The sequence below is a fragment of the Mesorhizobium sp. M0618 genome (assembly GCF_040320765.1).
GTDB lineage: Bacteria > Pseudomonadota > Alphaproteobacteria > Rhizobiales > Rhizobiaceae > Mesorhizobium.
In genome coordinates, this window is record NZ_JAMYQH010000004.1 from 14,274 (window position 1) to 29,259 (window position 14,986).

Below are 14,986 nucleotides of genomic sequence, written 5' to 3' on the forward strand. Positions count from 1 at the left end.
GGCAATTTTTGTCGCAGATGACGTCAGACTTTTCCGCAAAAATATCTCACATGTTGACGTTAACTTAACATGCTATTATGGTCTGTTTGCCGCGTCGGATGCGTCGCTTTTGTATCACCGTTGCTCGTTGATTGTCGTCATGTCTGTCATCTCTATCCCACCCTGCAGGATTGCCTTGCAGCGCCCTTCACCAGTTGCTGAAAGCGGCGGCGCCCATGCCCAGTTTGCTCGGAATCGATAACGGTCTCACGGTCACCAAGGCGGTGATCTTTGATGCCGATGGCACGCAGTTGTCGGTGGCGCGTCGGCGGGTTCCGCAATTGATGCCCCATGCGCGATGGGTGGAGCGCGACATGGCCGGCCTCTGGCAAGCCACCGCCGACGCAATCAAGGAGGCGATCGCGCTGTGTGGCCGCCCGGCGGACGACATCAGGGCGGTGGCGGCAACCGCGCATGGCGACGGTCTCTATTTGCTCGACAAGGATCGTCGGCCGCTGGGGCCTGGAATCCTGTCGCTCGACAGCCGCGCCGGCGAGATTGTCGAACAATGGTCGGCGGACGGGGTCTTCCAAAATGCGTTGGCGCGCACCGGACAGGCGCCGCACGTTTCGGCTCCGTCGGCGCTGCTGGCCTGGATCAGGAAGAACCAACCCGACCGCTATGGCCGCATCGGGCATATACTGGCCTGCAAGGACTGGCTGCGCTTTTGCCTGACCGGCACGATCGGCACCGACCGTACCGAGGCCAGCACCTCATTCACGGATTTCCGCACGCAGGATTACGCGCTGGAAGCGATGCGCATCTTCGAACTGGACGATCTTTTCGACGCGCTGCCGCCGATGGCGCATTCGGCCGAGATCGCCGGCCACGTTACCGCCGAGGCCGCCGACATGACCGGCCTTGCCAAGGGGACACCGGTCGCGAGCGGCCTGCATGACGTAACTGCCTCCGCACTTGGCATGGGCGGCCATGAGGAGGGCGTGCTCGCCATTGTCGCCGGGACCTATTCCATCAACGAAGTGGTCTCTTCGCAACCGCGCGTCGATCCGCGTTGGCTCTGTCGCAACGCCATCGACGCCGGCCGCTGGAACAACATGGCGATCTCGCCGGCCTCGACCGCGAACTACGATTGGTTTCTCGACACGTTCTGCCGCTCGGAACAGGAGAGGGCATCGGTCGGTGGTGGCTCGATCCACGAGGTTTTGGCAGCAGAGATCGACGAGGCGCTTAAAAAGCGGTCGACCATCCTGTTTCATCCCTATCTGTTCGGTTCCCCCTTTGGCGATGTCGCCAGCGGCAGCTTTGTCGGCCTTCATGGCTGGCACAATCGCGGCGATATGCTCAAGGCGGTTCTGGAGGGCATTGCTTTCAATCATCGTACCCATGTCGAAGCCTTGCGCGACGGCTTTGCCATCAGCGAAATCCGCCTGACCGGCGGCGGTTCACGCAATCCGGCCTTCGTCCAGATGTTTGCCGATGTGCTGAATGCCCCGGTCACCGTCACCTCGACCGATGAGGCCGCTGCCTTTGGCGCTGCCCTTTGCGCGGGTGCCGCGGTGGGCATCTTCGCGACGCCGCAACAAGGCGCCAGGCAGGCCGGCATGACGGCACGCCAATACGAGCCGAAGGCGGCCTCAAGTGCTGTGTTCAACGAGCGCTTTTCCCTCTATGGCCGCATAGCCGGTGCGCTCGAACCGCATTGGCCGGAGATCGAGAAGCTGGCGCGGCAAGACACTGGGGGAACCGCATGATCAAGGCCGACGAACGACGCGAAGAGATCGCCGACTATGTGATCAAGCTCGGCCAGGTGCGCATCGACAATCTGGTCGAGCATTTCGGCGTATCGCGCATGACCATCCACCGGCACATCGACCGGCTGGCGCAGCAGGGTGTGCTGCGCAAGCTGCACGGTGCGGTGACGGTTCAGCCGTCCGGCCTCTACGAAAGCGCTTTCCGCTACCGGGTGACGGTCAACCGGGCCGAGAAGGATGCCTTGGCGCGGGCAGCGCTCGATTATGTCGAGGCCGGCCAAGTGGTGATGCTGGACGATTCCTCGACGGCAAACGCCGTCGCGACGCTGTTGCTCGACATCAAGCCGTTGACCGTCATCACCAACTCCGTGGCGACGGCATCACTGCTGACCAATGTCGACGAACTCGACTTCATCTGTCTCGGCGGCCAGTACCACAACATCTACAACGCCTATATCGGCATCGTCTGCGAGAACGCCGTGGCGCAGTTGCGCGCCAATGTGCTGATCTGTTCGGCTTCGGCCATCACCGGAACCACGGCCTTCATCCAGGATCCCAATGTCGTGCGGGTCAAGCAGGCGATGATGGCCGCATCGGTGAAGCGCATCCTTCTGATCGACCATGCCAAGTTCGACAGGATCGCACTGCATGTGTTCGACGATCTGACCAGCTTCGACGTCGTCCTGGCGACCGAAGGCCTGGGCGATGCGCGGGCGCGAGTCCTCGAACGGGCCGGCGTGAAGCTGCGCATCGTCAAGACGAAAGCGCCATGAGCTCAAGCGAAGCAACATTTACGGAAAATCCCGCCGGGCGGTTGGCCGCCATGGCCAGGACCGGCGAGGTCGACGTCGTCATTCTCGGCGCCGGCATCAACGGGGCGGGACTGTTTCGCGATCTGTGCGCGCAGGGCGTCAACTGCCTGATCGTCGACAAGGCGGATTTCGGCTCCGGCACCAGTGCCGCGCCATCGCGGCTCATTCACGGTGGCCTGAAATATCTAGAAACTGGCGAATTCGGGCTGGTGGCGCAATCGACGCTCGAGCGCAATTTGCTTTTGAAAAACGCGCCGCACTATGTCAGCCCGCTGCCGACCGTCATCCCGATCTTTTCCTGGAGCAAGGGCATGCTGGCGGCGCTGCGAACGCTGTTCGGCTCGACCAGCGCGCCGCGCAGCCGCGGCGCCATCCTGATCAAGATCGGCCTGATGATCTATGATTTCTACGGCTCGCGAAACCAGGTCATGCCGCGTCACCGCATGGTCGGGCGGCGCCAGGCGCTCAGCAAGATGCCGGCGCTCAACCCCTCGATCGTCGCCACCGGCACCTATTACGACGCCAAGATAAGTCATCCCGAAAGGCTGGTGCTCGAGCTGATCCTCGATGGGCTGCAGGCAAACCCGGCCTCGGCCAGCGCGAACTACACGGCGCTGGTGAAGTCCGCCAATGACGTGCTGACCTTCCAGCCGGAGAATAGCGGAGCTTTTTCGGTGCGGCCGAAGCTGGTGGTCAATGCCGCCGGTCCGTGGATCGATGACGTCAACAGTTTGCTTGGCGCGCCGTCGAAGATGATCGGCGGCACCAAGGGCTCGCACATCCTGTTGAAGCATGACGAACTGGTCAGAAGCCTTGCCGGGCGCATGCTCTATTTCGAGGCCGATGACGGCCGCATCTGCCTTGTCTACGACTATCTCGGCCTGGCGCTGGTCGGCTCTACCGACATCAAGGCCGACAATCCCGACGCGGTACGCTGCGAGCCTGACGAAGTGGAGTACCTGCTCGACAGCGTACGCACGCTGCTGCCGGGGATGGCGTTCGAGCGCGACCAGATCGTCTATGCCTATAGCGGCATCCGGCCGCTGCCGGCCTCGGATGCATCGGTGCCCGGCTTGATCAGCCGTGACCACTCGGCGCCAGTCGCCGAGCCGGATGGGAACAGACCTTTCGCAGTCATCTCGCTGATCGGCGGCAAGTGGACGACCTTTCGCGGCTTCGCCGAGGAAGTCGCCGACACCGTGCTCGGCCGCCTGCAGCGCAGCCGCAAGGTGACGACGCAGGCCATGCCGATCGGCGGCGGCAGGGATTTCCCGGCCGATGCCGCAGCGCGAGCAAGTTGGCTGGCTCTGGCTCACTCGGAAACGGGCGCTGGAGAACGGCGTCTCGATGAGCTGCTGTCGCGATATGGCACCAGAGCCACGCAGATCGCCACGCATGGGTCGGGTGATGAGGGTCGGCTGCCGGATTCAGAAAGCTACAGCAAATCGGAAATCGACTACATCGTCCGCACCGAGTTCGTCGAACATCTGGCCGATATCGTCATGCGCCGCAGCACCCTGGCGATATCAGGGTCACTGACGGGCCGGGATCTGCAGGAGATTGCGACGATTGCCGGACGGGCGCTGGGCTGGAGCGCCGGGCGCCTCGCAGAGGAAGTCGAGGCCGCCGCCCTGGAACTCGAGAACCGGAACCTGATGCGGCTGGGCTGATCATTCCGTCGCCGATGCTCTTTCCCAAGGCAATCCGGTCGGTTTGCCTAAGGATGCGCCGCATCCCCAATCGCTCAACTCACAGGCGGATTGGGATTTTGCAGATATTAGATATTATTCCCGAGAAACAGTTAGTTAGAAAAAAATTGGATAGCCGATGGCTGTGCAATTCTACTGGCGCAGGCACGAAATAACACAGATTGACGTTAAATTAACATAGCCGTATGATCAAGTAACATGCTCACCTCCTAATAGATCGATGTTGCCCGCCGAAATGTCGGCAGACCGGCGTTTCGGGAAGGGCGAGACCTGTGAATTCCCCGTATGTGCATGCGCAAAATCCGGCGAGGGATTGACAGCGAAGCAGGGATGTGAAAATTTTTGCACACAAAGATAATAATATCATCTCAGGGAGGAGATGTCTTGAAATCCGGCGGAGCCGCTAACCGCGATCATGAGTCCAGCCTCGCCACCCGCGCGGCCTGGCTTCACTATGCCGGGGGTCTGACGCAGGCCCAGGTGGCCAAGCGGCTCGGCCTGACCAGCCTCAAGGCGCATCGGCTCATCACCCGGGCCACCCAGGATGGCCTTGTCAGGGTAATCATCGACGGCGATGTCGGCGAATGCATCGACCTCGAGCAGCAGCTGATCGATGCTTACGGGCTGGATTACTGCGAGGTCGTTCCTGATCTCGATCAGGACGAGCTGCCGCTGAAGGCCCTTGGCATCGCCGGCGCTCAGTTTCTGAAGCGGGAGATCGATCGCGGCGAGGACATGCTGATCGGCGTCGGCCATGGCCGTACCCTTGCCGCAAGCGTCGAGTATCTGACGCGCACCGCCGCTGCCCATATCCGTTTCGTCTCGCTGCTTGGCGGCGTGACGCGCAAATTCGCGGCCAACCCGCACGATGTCATGCATCGGCTGGCCGAGCGGACCGGCGCGCAGGCCTATGTGATGCCGGTGCCTTTCGTCGCCAACACCGCCGAGGACCGTGAAGTGCTGCTTGGCCAGCGCGGCATCAGCGATGTTTTCGACCTCGCAAGCCGGTCCGACCTGATGTTCGTCGGCATAGGGACTGCCGAGCGGGAAGCTTCGCTAGTCGCTACCGGCATGATCGAACATTCCGAAATCGATGAGGTCAAACGCGATGGCGGCGTCGGCGAGCTGCTCGCCCACTTCTTCGACGACAAGGGACGCCCGGTGGAAACGGCGCTGTCGGACAGAATCCTGGCGCTTCCGCGGGACCAGTTGAAGGGCCGTCGGATCGTCGCAGTCGCCGGCGGCAAGGTGAAAATACGCGCCATCAAGGCGGTGCTCGAAAGCCGCTATCTGAGCGGCCTGATCACTGACGAGTCCACCGCCCGTGCCCTTGTCGAACAGAACAAACCCAATGGTGCCAAGCGCCATGTGAACGGAGGATCGTCAAATGCGTGACAAGCGCAGATCAGCTTTGCCGGCGGTTGCGTCATGAGCGCGAAGGCTGCCACCGCACCGACCAGGCCGGCTTCGCCCGGCTTGCGCCGGGCAATTGCCGGCGCCGCGGTTGTCATCCTGCTCGGCGCGATGGCGCTCGACACCAAGGTGGTCAGGATCGGATCCGCCGGCGACGTTCGCAGCGCCGTCTTTTCCGCGACCGACTACGGCAAGTCGGAGTTTCCCAAGGTGCAGGCCGATGTCGAAGCGCGTGCCGCAGACGCGGTGACGGTGGCGACGGCGATCGCCAAGGACAGGGCGACGGCAGAGAAGGAATACGGCGTGCCTGCGGGTGTCGGGCCTGTCATTTCCGTCAAGTTCAGCGGCGTCGTCGGCGAAGGAAAATCGGGCATCTACAAGGTCGCCGTCGAGGGCGTCCCGGATACGCTGATGATCCGCGTGCAGACCGGGCCGGCGATCAACGGAACGGAGCTGCGCGACGCCACCGGCAAGATCACATTCGGCCAGTTCACCAACCAGATCGAGTATCAGGACGCCGGCTCGGCGCTGAACAACGAGATGAAGAAGGAAGTCTTGGCAAAGCTCGATACGAGCGCCTTGACCGGCAAGACGATATCGGTGGTCGGCGCGTTCAAGCTGGTCAATCCGAAGAGCTGGCTCGTCACTCCCGTGAGGCTGGACGTCAAATGAATCTGACTGCCGACACCGGACCCGCGACTGGTGACGCCGTGCTTTCGGCGCGCAACATCGTCATGTCGTATGGCGGCGTCCATGCACTCAAGGGCGTCAATTTCGACATCCATCGCGGCAAGGTCACCACGCTGTTCGGCGAGAACGGCGCCGGCAAGTCGACGCTGATGAAGATCCTGTCCGGTGTGGTCACGCCGACATCCGGCGACATCGTGCTCGACGGCAACCTCGTCAGCTTTTCCTCGTCCTCCGACGCACGCGATCGCGGCATCTCGATCATCCACCAGGAACTCAGCCTGGCGCCGAACCTCAGCGTTCGCGACAACATCTTCATGGGGCGCGAACTGCGCACCAGGACCGGTCTCGACTTCGCCGAGGAGTCGCGCCAGGCGCGCGCCCTGATGGCCGACCTCGAAGAGGATATTGACCCGATGACGCTGGTCGAGGATCTGCGCCTGGGCCAGCAGCAGATCGTCGAGATCGCACGGGCACTGTCGGTCGACTCCCGCATCCTCATCATGGACGAACCGACCTCGGCGCTCAGCGCAACAGAGGTGGAGGTGCTGTTCAAGGTGATCCGCGACCTGACCAGCCGCGGCGTCTCCATCGTCTACATATCGCATCACCTCGAAGAGGCGCTGCAGATCACCGACTACGCCGTTGTCTTGCGCGACGGCGCGATAACGGCAACGGCCGAAGCCAGGGATATCGATCTCGAGTGGATCGTGCGCAACATGGTCGGCGAGAATTTCGATCTCGGCTCGCCGCCGACCGGCCATGCGTTCGGCGAGGTCGCCCTTTCGATCGAGGATGTCAGCGTCGTCGACACTTCGGGCTCAGGCTATTCCGTCGTCGACCACTTGTCGCTGGATGTCAGGGCCGGCGAGATCGTCTGCATCTACGGGCTGATGGGCGCCGGGCGCACGGAATTGCTGGAAGCCGTCGCCGGACGGGTGCCGATGGCGGGCGGCCGCGCGCTGCTGGAAGGCGAGGATGTGTCGGGGTTGAGCATTGCCCAGCGCATCTCCAGAGGGCTTGTGCTGGTCCCCGAGGACCGCCAGCGCGACGGGCTGGTGCAAACGATGACCGTCGGCCGCAATCTCTCGCTCGCCAGCATCGAAGCGTTCGCCAAGGGGCTGTTTCTGTCCCGTTCCAGAGAGCGAGAGCTGGTCGAAGACTCGATCCGCAAGGTGACCGTCAAGACCGCTGGTGGCAACGCCATGATCGGATCGCTGTCTGGCGGTAATCAGCAGAAGGTCGTCATCGGCAAGATGCTGACGACCAACCCCAAGGTCATCCTCCTCGACGAGCCGAGCCGCGGCATCGATGTCGGCGCCAAGGCCGAGGTCTTCCGCTTGTTGAGCGAACGCGCCGCTCAAGGGCTTGCCGTCGTCTTCTCGACCTCTGAGGTCAACGAATGCCTCAGCATTGCCCACCGCATCGTCGTCATGCGGCGTGGCAGGATTTCAGCTGAATTCGGCGCCAACGCCACCAAAGAGCAGATCATGGCCGCCTCCGGCGAAGCCGTGGTCGCCTGATCACCAGAATTTCGGAGCCCAGACCCATGACCGACGTCAGCCAGGCCAGAAAACAGTCCAGTCCAAGCGCGGGCGGCGAAGGCTTCGATCTCGCCAAGTTGCTGCTCGAGGGCCGCGCCTTCTTTGCCCTGATCGTCATCATCGTCGTCTTCTCGATCCTGTCGCCCTACTACCTCTCGGTGGCGAACTTCCTGACCATGGCTTCGCATGTCGCCATCTTCGGAATCCTCGCGATCGGCATGCTGCTCGTCATCCTCAATGGCGGCATCGATCTGTCTGTTGGGTCGACGCTGGGTTTGGCCGGCGTCGTTGCCGGTTTCCTGATGCAAGGGGTGACGCTGACCTGGCTTGGTGTCGTTCTCTATCCGCCGGTCTGGGTGGTCGCGGTGCTGGCCTGCATGCTCGGCGCCGTCGTCGGGCTGATCAATGGCGTGCTGATCGCTCGCTTCAAGGTTCCGGCCTTCGTCGCGACGCTCGGCGTCATGTACATGGCGCGCGGCCTGGCGCTGCTGATGACCAGCGGCCTGACCTACAACAATCTCGGCGGCAAGCCGGAGCTCGGCAACACCGGCTTCGATGCGCTTGGCTTCAACCGCTTGTTCGGCGTGCCGACGGGCGTCGTGGTTCTCGTGGTCATCACGCTCATCGGCAGCATCGTCTTGAACCGCACCGCTTTCGGGCGCTGGCTCTACGCCTCGGGCGGCAACGAGCGCGCGGCCGAACTCTCCGGCGTTCCGGTCAAGACCGTGCAGATTTCCGTCTATGTGCTGTCGGGTATCTGTGCCGCTATTGCCGGCCTGATCCTGTCCTCGCAGTTGACGTCGGCTGGACCGACCGCCGGCACCACCTACGAACTGACGGCCATCGCGGCCGTCGTCATCGGCGGCGCGGCACTGACCGGCGGCCGCGGCAACATCCGCGGAACCCTGCTCGGGGCCTTCGTCATCGGCTTTCTGTCCGACGGTCTGGTGATCATCGGCATCTCATCCTACTGGCAGACAGTGTTCACGGGCGCCGTCATCGTGCTCGCCGTGCTGCTCAATGCCGTTCAGTATCGCCGCCGCAGCAAGCTCCCAGCTTCGACAGGTGGCCAACCGACTTCTCAGAAACGGGGGAAGGCCGAACCGGCCAATCCTGCCCAAGGGAAGACTGCCAGCTGAACTGGCAGCAACACCGCGTAATCATTGGAGGAATGTACATGAAAACCATGCTGAAAAGTCTGCTCGCCGCCGCGATGGTCGTCGGGTTCACGGCCGCCGCGTCAGCCGCGGGCCTGATCTCGATCATCGTCAACGATCCGGCCAACCCCTACTGGCTGACCGAGGGCAACGTCGCCAAGGCCGAGGCTGAAAAGCTTGGCTATACGGCCAATGTCGGTGCCCACAAGGGCGATACCAATACCGAAAGCAATTTGATCGACACCGCCATCACCAACAAGTCGGTGGCGATCATCCTCGATCCGGCCAACGCCGACGGCTCTGTCGGTGCGGTGAAGAAGGCGATGGCAGCCAACATCCCGGTGTTCCTCGTCAATGCCGAGATCAATCAGGAAGGCCTCGCCAAGGGTCAGCTCGTTTCCAATAACGCGCAGGGTGCTGCTCTCGGTGCCCAGCAGTGGGTGCAGGCCGTCGGCGAAAAGGGCAAATATGTCGAACTGCTCGGCGCCCCGTCTGACAACAACGCCGCCACGCGCTCGAACGGGTACGCGACTGTGCTGAGCCAGTACCCGGATCTCGAAAAGGCTGCTTCGCAGGTCGCCAACTGGGATCGTACCCAGGGCCACGACAAGATGCAGAGCATGCTGCAGGCCAATCCCGACATCATCGCCGTGATCAGCGGCAATGACGAGATGGCGCTTGGCGCGGTTGCGGCGCTGAAGGAAGCCGGCAAGCTCGCCGGCATCAAGGTCGGTGGCTTCGACGGCTCCCCGGATGCGGTTGCGGCGATCAAGTCCGGCGAACTGCAGTACACCGTGCTTCAGCCGGTCGCCATCTTCTCGGCCAAGGCCGTGCAGCAGGCGGATTCGTTTATCAAGACGGGTGCCACCGGTGCGGCGACCGAGAAGCAGCTGTTCGATTGCCTTCTCATCACCAAGGACAATGTCGACAAGTACACCGCACCCTTCGTGTTGTCTGAGTAATACCTGTACAGGGGGTGTCCTTGCGGACACTCCCTGCCTCTTCTACGAAATGACTGCCCTCGTGAACCGCCTTCGCAACCAACCGGAATTTGCGGCATGAAAGACCTGCTGATCGGCATCGACGCGGGAACGTCGGTGATCAAATCGATCGCTTTCGACCTGTCCGGGCGGCAGCTCGCCATGACGTCGGTGCCCAATAGCTTCGTCACGCTGGAAGGCGGCGGCGCCGAGCAGGACCTCGACCAGACCTGGCGCGACATGGCGCGGACCGTTCGCGATCTCGCGGCCAGGGTTCCCGACCTCGCGCAACGAACCGCGGCGGTGGCCATCACCGGGCAGGGCGACGGAACCTGGCTGATCGATGGCGACGGCTTGCCTGTCTCGCGCGCCTGGCTGTGGCTTGATGCCCGAGCTGGACATCTGGTGGACGAGATGCGCGCCGATCCCCGGGATCGCAGGCGGTTCGAGCTGACCGGCACGGGGCTGAATTCCTGCCAGCAAGGCGCCCAGCTTGCCTTCATGAAAAAGAACCATCCCGACATGCTGGAGCGGGCGGCGACCGCACTGCATTGCAAGGATTGGCTCTACTTCAAGATGACGGGCGAACGCGCCACGGATCCCTCCGAGGGAACCTTCACCTTCGGCGATTTTCGGTCGCGCAGCTATTCCGACGAAGCCCTCGACATCCTGGATCTGACGACGCATCGCCGCCTGTTGCCTCCCATGCTCGAAGGCACCACCGACCATCATCCGCTGTCGCGATCGGCGGCGGCAGAGACTGGCCTGCTCGAAGGCACGCCGGTGGTGCTGGGTTACGTCGATATGGTCATGACGGCGCTCGGAGCCGGCCTCTATGATCCCTCGGGCAATGTCGGCTGCACGGTCATCGGCTCGACCGGCATACACACACGCTTTGCCGCCACTCCCGACGATGTCGTGCTGAACGACGATGGCTCCGGCTACACGATCGCCATGCCTATTCCAGGCGCCTTTGCACAATTGCAATCCAACATGGCGGCGACGCTCAACATAGACTGGGTGCTTGGCCTTGCGCGCGACGTGCTCGCGACGGCTGGCGGCAAGTCTTCTCATGACGAGTTGCTGAAGGCCCTCGACACTTGGGTGGAAGCATCGGAGCCGGGATCGCTGATCTACCAGCCCTACATATCACTGGCCGGTGAAAGAGGGCCGTTCGTCGACCCTGACGCACGCGCTGGCTTCATCGGCCTTTCGGTCAAGCACGGCTTTGGCGATCTGGCACGCGGCGTCCTCGAGGGACTGGCCTTCGCCGCACGCGATTGCTACCAGGCGATGGGCGCCGTGCCGAGCGAGATCCGCCTGTCGGGCGGCGCCGCGCGCAGCCCCTCCCTACGCCGCATCATCGCGGCGGCGACCCGGGCGCAGGTGCGCACCAGCAGTCGCCAGGAAGCCGGCGCGGCAGGCGCCGCGATGATGGCGGCCGTCGGCCTCGGCGTCTATGGCTCGATGGAAGACTGCGCCGCCGAATGGGTGACGCCGCTTCTCGGCGACTGCGATGCCTATGACGAGGCGCTTTCGCATACCTACGATGCCCTCTTCCCTTCCTTCGTTGCAGCGCGTCAGGCGCTTCGGCCGGTGTGGAAGGGCATGGCGCACCGCACAGGAGCAAGATCTTGAGCAATACAACAGATGTCGTCGATCTCTTCGTGATCGGCGGCGGCGTCAATGGAGCCGGCATAGCGCGTGATGCGGCAGGTCGCGGGCTGTCCGTCATCCTGTGCGAAAAGGACGATCTCGCGCAAGGCACGAGCTCGCGCTCCGGCAAGCTGGTGCATGGCGGCCTGCGCTACCTCGAATATTATGAATTCCGGCTGGTTCGCGAAGCACTGATCGAACGCGAGGTGCTGCTCGAGGCAGCGCCGCACATCATCTGGCCGATGCGCTTCGTTCTTCCGCACAGCCCGCAAGACAGGCCGGCATGGCTGGTCCGGCTCGGGCTGTTTCTCTACGACCACCTTGGCGGCCGTAAACGCCTGCCGGGGACAAGAACACTGAACCTCAAGACCGCGCCGGAAGGCGCGCCAATCAAGGACGAATTCAAGCGCGGTTTCGAATATTCCGACTGCTGGGTCGACGATGCGCGCCTGGTGCTGCTCAACGCCCTGGATGCCAGGCAGCGCGGTGCCAGAGTGCTCACGCGCACCGCCTGTGTCGCGGCCCGCCACGAAAACGGACTGTGGTCGATCGACATGCAGGATGGTCGCACGGGTGCGGTGACGAAGGTCCGCGCGCGGGCGCTGATCAACGCGGCAGGCCCCTGGGTCAACGACATTATCAGCCGCGTCGCCGGCCAGAATTCCACCCGCAATGTTCGTCTGGTGAAAGGCAGCCATATCGTCGTGCCCAAATTCTGGGAGGGGCGGCAAGCCTATCTCATTCAGAACAACGACAAGCGGGTGATCTTCGTCAATCCGTATGAGAACGATCTGGCGCTGATCGGCACGACCGACATTCCCTACGAAGGCAGGCCCGAGGAAGTGGCCGCCGAGGCCAGCGAAGTCGATTATCTGATCAAGGTCGTCAATCGCTATTTCAAGCAGCAGCTGACGGCGCAAGACGTGGTCTACAGTTTCTCGGGCGTGCGTCCGCTCTATGACGACAATGCCGACAATCCAAGCGCGGTGACGCGCGACTATATTTTCGAACTCGACGCCTCCAACGGCAACGCGCCGCTGCTTTCGGTATTCGGCGGCAAGATCACCACATTCCGCAAGCTGTCGGAACACGCGCTGGAAAAGATCCAGCCGTTTTTTCCGACGATGAAGAAAGCCTGGACGGCCAAAATTCCCTTGCCGGGAGGCGACCTGCCCAATGCGGACTTCGAGCAGTTCCTGAGCGATCTGCATTCCGAGTTTTCATGGCTCAGCCCGTCGCTGGTGAAGCACTACGCTCGAAGCTACGGCACCCGTGCCAGGCAATTGCTCGCCGGCGCACAGCGCGAGGCGGATCTCGGCCGCCGCTTCGGTCCCGACCTGTATGAGCGGGAGGCAAGGTTCCTGGCCGAGACCGAATGGGCCGGCACATCAGCCGATATTCTGGAACGCCGCACCAAACATGGCCTGCATCTCAATGCGGCCGAGCGGAAAGCATTCGAAGACTGGTTCGATAACATCATGGCGACGGCAGACTGATGGCCTTCACGCTTTCCCTCAACACCAATCCGCTGGTCAACCGTTTCGCCGATCCGGACGATTTGATCGACGCGATTGCCTATGGCATCGGTATCCGCGACGTGCAGCTGACGCATGAATTCGTCAATCCGGGCTGGCCGGCGGCAACGATTGCCAAATTCCTGCGCCTGTTCGACAGGGCGCTTTCGCGGACCGGCGTGCGGATCACCTCCGGCATGACCGGACCTTATGGCCGGCTCAATCACTTCGGCCATCCGGACGCGGATGTCCGGCGCTACTATGTCGACTGGTTCAAGACCTTCGCCGATATTTCCGCGGAACTCGGTGCGTCGGGCATGGGCACGCAGTTCGCCATCTTCACCCACAAGGACTTTGACGATCCGCAACGGCGGGCAGTGCTTCTCGATATCGCCCTCGAATGCTGGCGCGAGGTGGCCGAACACGCCAAGGCGGCGGGTCTGACATACCTGTTCTGGGAGCCGATGTCGGTCGGCCGCGAGTTCGGCCACACGATCGAAAGCTGCGCCACGCTGCAAGGCGCCATCGATGCGGCGAAGCTGCCCATACCGATGAAGATGATGGTCGACATCGACCATGGCGACGTCACTTCGCCCAACCCTGCCGACACCGATCCCTACGCCTGGGCGAAAGCGTTTCCCTTGCAATCGCCGATCATCCACATCAAGCAGTCGTCGATGAATAAGGGCGGGCACTGGCCGTTCACGGCCGCCTACAACAAGGATGGCCGCATACTTCCGCAAAAGCTGCTGGACGCGGTTAGGCAGGGTGGCGGAACCGACAATGAAATTTGCCTTGAACTTTCCTTCAGGGAGAGAGAACCAGTCGACCATCAGGTTATCGAGATGATCCGCGAGTCGGTGGATTTCTGGGCGCCTTATATCGACAGTGGCCGCGACGATCTCAAGCCTCAAGGTTGAGCGAACACGTCGCCCGAAAGCCGGCTACGATGTCGGCCGCGAAAGTACCGAAGGAGAAAAAGAATGGCCCCATATTGGGTCGGCACGAGCTGGAAGATGAACAAGACGCTGTCGGAGGCGTTGCAGTTCGCCGATGCGCTGGCGGCCTTTGTGCCCGATTTCGATCCGGCAATACAGCCCTTCGTCATTCCGCCGTTCACCGCAGCGCGCCAGGTCAAGGCGGCGCTGGCCAACACCCGCGTCAAGATCGGTGCCCAGAACATGCATTGGGCCGATGCCGGCGCCTGGACGGGGGAGATCTCGCCGGTGATGTTGAAAGATTGCGGGCTGGACGTAATCGAACTCGGCCATAGCGAGCGCCGCGAGCATTTCGGCGAGACCGATGCGACTGTGGGACTGAAGACGGCGGCCGCTGTCAGGCACGGTTTCGTGCCGCTGATCTGCGTCGGCGAGACGCTGGCTGAGCGCGAAGCAGGCCGCGCCGAGGCGGTGTTGACGGCACAGGTTCTCGGCGCGCTGCAAGAGCTGAGCGGCGATCAGGTGAAGGCGGAAATCCTCTTTGCCTACGAGCCCGTCTGGGCAATCGGCGAGAAGGGCATTCCCGCAAGCGCCGACTATGCCGACAAACAGCAACAGCTGATCAAGAAGGTTGCCGCCGACCGGCTGCCGATTGCTCCACCTGTGCTTTACGGTGGCAGCGTCAATCCAGGCAACGCGGCCGACCTCATCGGCCAGCCGCATATCGATGGCCTGTTCATCGGCCGCTCGGCGTGGCAAGCGGAAGGCTATATCGACATTCTGAAAAAGGCGTCGGCCGCCATCGCGCGCTGACCGCTGAAAGAC

General features: G+C 62.5%; 12 protein-coding genes. All 12 read left to right on the forward strand.

Translation table 11 applies throughout. The annotated features are described in order from the left end of the window. Positions 1-215: 215 nt before the first annotated feature. The 12 genes from NKJ04_RS05900 to NKJ04_RS05955 all read left to right on the forward strand — a co-directional run bounded on the left by NKJ04_RS05900 (position 216) and on the right by NKJ04_RS05955 (position 14,974). Positions 216-1,751, forward strand: a complete 1,536-nt coding sequence (locus NKJ04_RS05900; RefSeq protein ID WP_352673902.1) for an FGGY-family carbohydrate kinase — start codon at positions 216-218, stop codon at positions 1,749-1,751. After that, positions 1,748-2,524 carry a DeoR/GlpR family DNA-binding transcription regulator gene (locus NKJ04_RS05905; RefSeq protein WP_352673903.1) on the forward strand — a complete coding sequence of 259 codons (777 nt, stop codon included), beginning with the start codon at positions 1,748-1,750 and terminating at the stop codon, positions 2,522-2,524. The genes NKJ04_RS05900 and NKJ04_RS05905 overlap by 4 nt, the downstream gene beginning before the upstream one ends. Continuing rightward, the gene (locus NKJ04_RS05910; RefSeq protein ID WP_502897887.1) at positions 2,521-4,233 is read left to right on the forward strand and encodes a glycerol-3-phosphate dehydrogenase/oxidase; all 1,713 of its coding nucleotides are present in this window, start codon (positions 2,521-2,523) and stop codon (positions 4,231-4,233) included. The genes NKJ04_RS05905 and NKJ04_RS05910 overlap by 4 nt, the downstream gene beginning before the upstream one ends. A 423-nt stretch (positions 4,234-4,656) precedes the next feature. Then, positions 4,657-5,667 (forward strand): sugar-binding transcriptional regulator, encoded by a 1,011-nt coding sequence (locus NKJ04_RS05915; RefSeq protein WP_023808912.1) that lies wholly within the window; start codon positions 4,657-4,659, stop codon positions 5,665-5,667. A gap of 33 nt (positions 5,668-5,700) precedes the next feature. Continuing rightward, entirely contained in the window at positions 5,701-6,357 is a 657-nt protein-coding gene (locus NKJ04_RS05920) for a DUF2291 family protein (RefSeq protein ID WP_352673904.1), read from the forward strand. After that, the gene (locus NKJ04_RS05925; protein ID WP_352673905.1) at positions 6,354-7,895 is read left to right on the forward strand and encodes a sugar ABC transporter ATP-binding protein; all 1,542 of its coding nucleotides are present in this window, start codon (positions 6,354-6,356) and stop codon (positions 7,893-7,895) included. Before NKJ04_RS05920 ends, NKJ04_RS05925 begins: the two co-directional genes overlap by 4 nt. Positions 7,896-7,921: 26 nt before the next feature. Next, positions 7,922-9,055, forward strand: a complete 1,134-nt coding sequence (locus tag NKJ04_RS05930) for an ABC transporter permease (protein ID WP_352673907.1) — start codon at positions 7,922-7,924, stop codon at positions 9,053-9,055. A 38-nt stretch (positions 9,056-9,093) separates the two neighbouring features. Continuing rightward, on the forward strand, positions 9,094-10,035 hold the full coding sequence (locus NKJ04_RS05935) for a D-ribose ABC transporter substrate-binding protein (RefSeq protein WP_502897888.1): 942 nt from the start codon (positions 9,094-9,096) through the stop codon (positions 10,033-10,035). Between the two features lie 96 nt (positions 10,036-10,131). Next, entirely contained in the window at positions 10,132-11,691 is a 1,560-nt protein-coding gene (locus tag NKJ04_RS05940; protein ID WP_352673910.1) for an FGGY-family carbohydrate kinase, read from the forward strand. Next, positions 11,688-13,205: a glycerol-3-phosphate dehydrogenase gene (locus tag NKJ04_RS05945; RefSeq protein WP_352673912.1), complete on the forward strand. Its 1,518-nt coding sequence runs from the start codon at positions 11,688-11,690 to the stop codon at positions 13,203-13,205. The genes NKJ04_RS05940 and NKJ04_RS05945 overlap by 4 nt, the downstream gene beginning before the upstream one ends. Continuing rightward, positions 13,205-14,143 carry a sugar phosphate isomerase/epimerase family protein gene (locus tag NKJ04_RS05950; protein ID WP_352673913.1) on the forward strand — a complete coding sequence of 313 codons (939 nt, stop codon included), beginning with the start codon at positions 13,205-13,207 and terminating at the stop codon, positions 14,141-14,143. Before NKJ04_RS05945 ends, NKJ04_RS05950 begins: the two co-directional genes overlap by 1 nt. 63 nt (positions 14,144-14,206) lie before the next feature. Further along, complete coding sequence (locus NKJ04_RS05955; RefSeq protein WP_352673914.1) at positions 14,207-14,974, forward strand: triose-phosphate isomerase; 768 nt, start codon at positions 14,207-14,209, stop codon at positions 14,972-14,974. Positions 14,975-14,986 lie beyond the last annotated feature (12 nt).

Bases quoted from the DNA above. Each gene is read 5' to 3' on its own strand.
- NKJ04_RS05900 (WP_352673902.1), top strand. From the start codon at position 216: ATGCCCAGTTTGCTCGGAATCGATAACGGTCTCACGGTCACCAAGGCG.
- NKJ04_RS05905 (WP_352673903.1), top strand. From the start codon at position 1,748: ATGATCAAGGCCGACGAACGACGCGAAGAGATCGCCGACTATGTGATC.
- NKJ04_RS05910 (WP_502897887.1), top strand. From the start codon at position 2,521: ATGAGCTCAAGCGAAGCAACATTTACGGAAAATCCCGCCGGGCGGTTG.
- NKJ04_RS05920 (WP_352673904.1), top strand. From the start codon at position 5,701: ATGAGCGCGAAGGCTGCCACCGCACCGACCAGGCCGGCTTCGCCCGGC.
- NKJ04_RS05925 (WP_352673905.1), top strand. From the start codon at position 6,354: ATGAATCTGACTGCCGACACCGGACCCGCGACTGGTGACGCCGTGCTT.
- NKJ04_RS05930 (WP_352673907.1), top strand. From the start codon at position 7,922: ATGACCGACGTCAGCCAGGCCAGAAAACAGTCCAGTCCAAGCGCGGGC.
- NKJ04_RS05935 (WP_502897888.1), top strand. From the start codon at position 9,094: ATGAAAACCATGCTGAAAAGTCTGCTCGCCGCCGCGATGGTCGTCGGG.
- NKJ04_RS05940 (WP_352673910.1), top strand. From the start codon at position 10,132: ATGAAAGACCTGCTGATCGGCATCGACGCGGGAACGTCGGTGATCAAA.
- NKJ04_RS05950 (WP_352673913.1), top strand. From the start codon at position 13,205: ATGGCCTTCACGCTTTCCCTCAACACCAATCCGCTGGTCAACCGTTTC.
- NKJ04_RS05955 (WP_352673914.1), top strand. From the start codon at position 14,207: ATGGCCCCATATTGGGTCGGCACGAGCTGGAAGATGAACAAGACGCTG.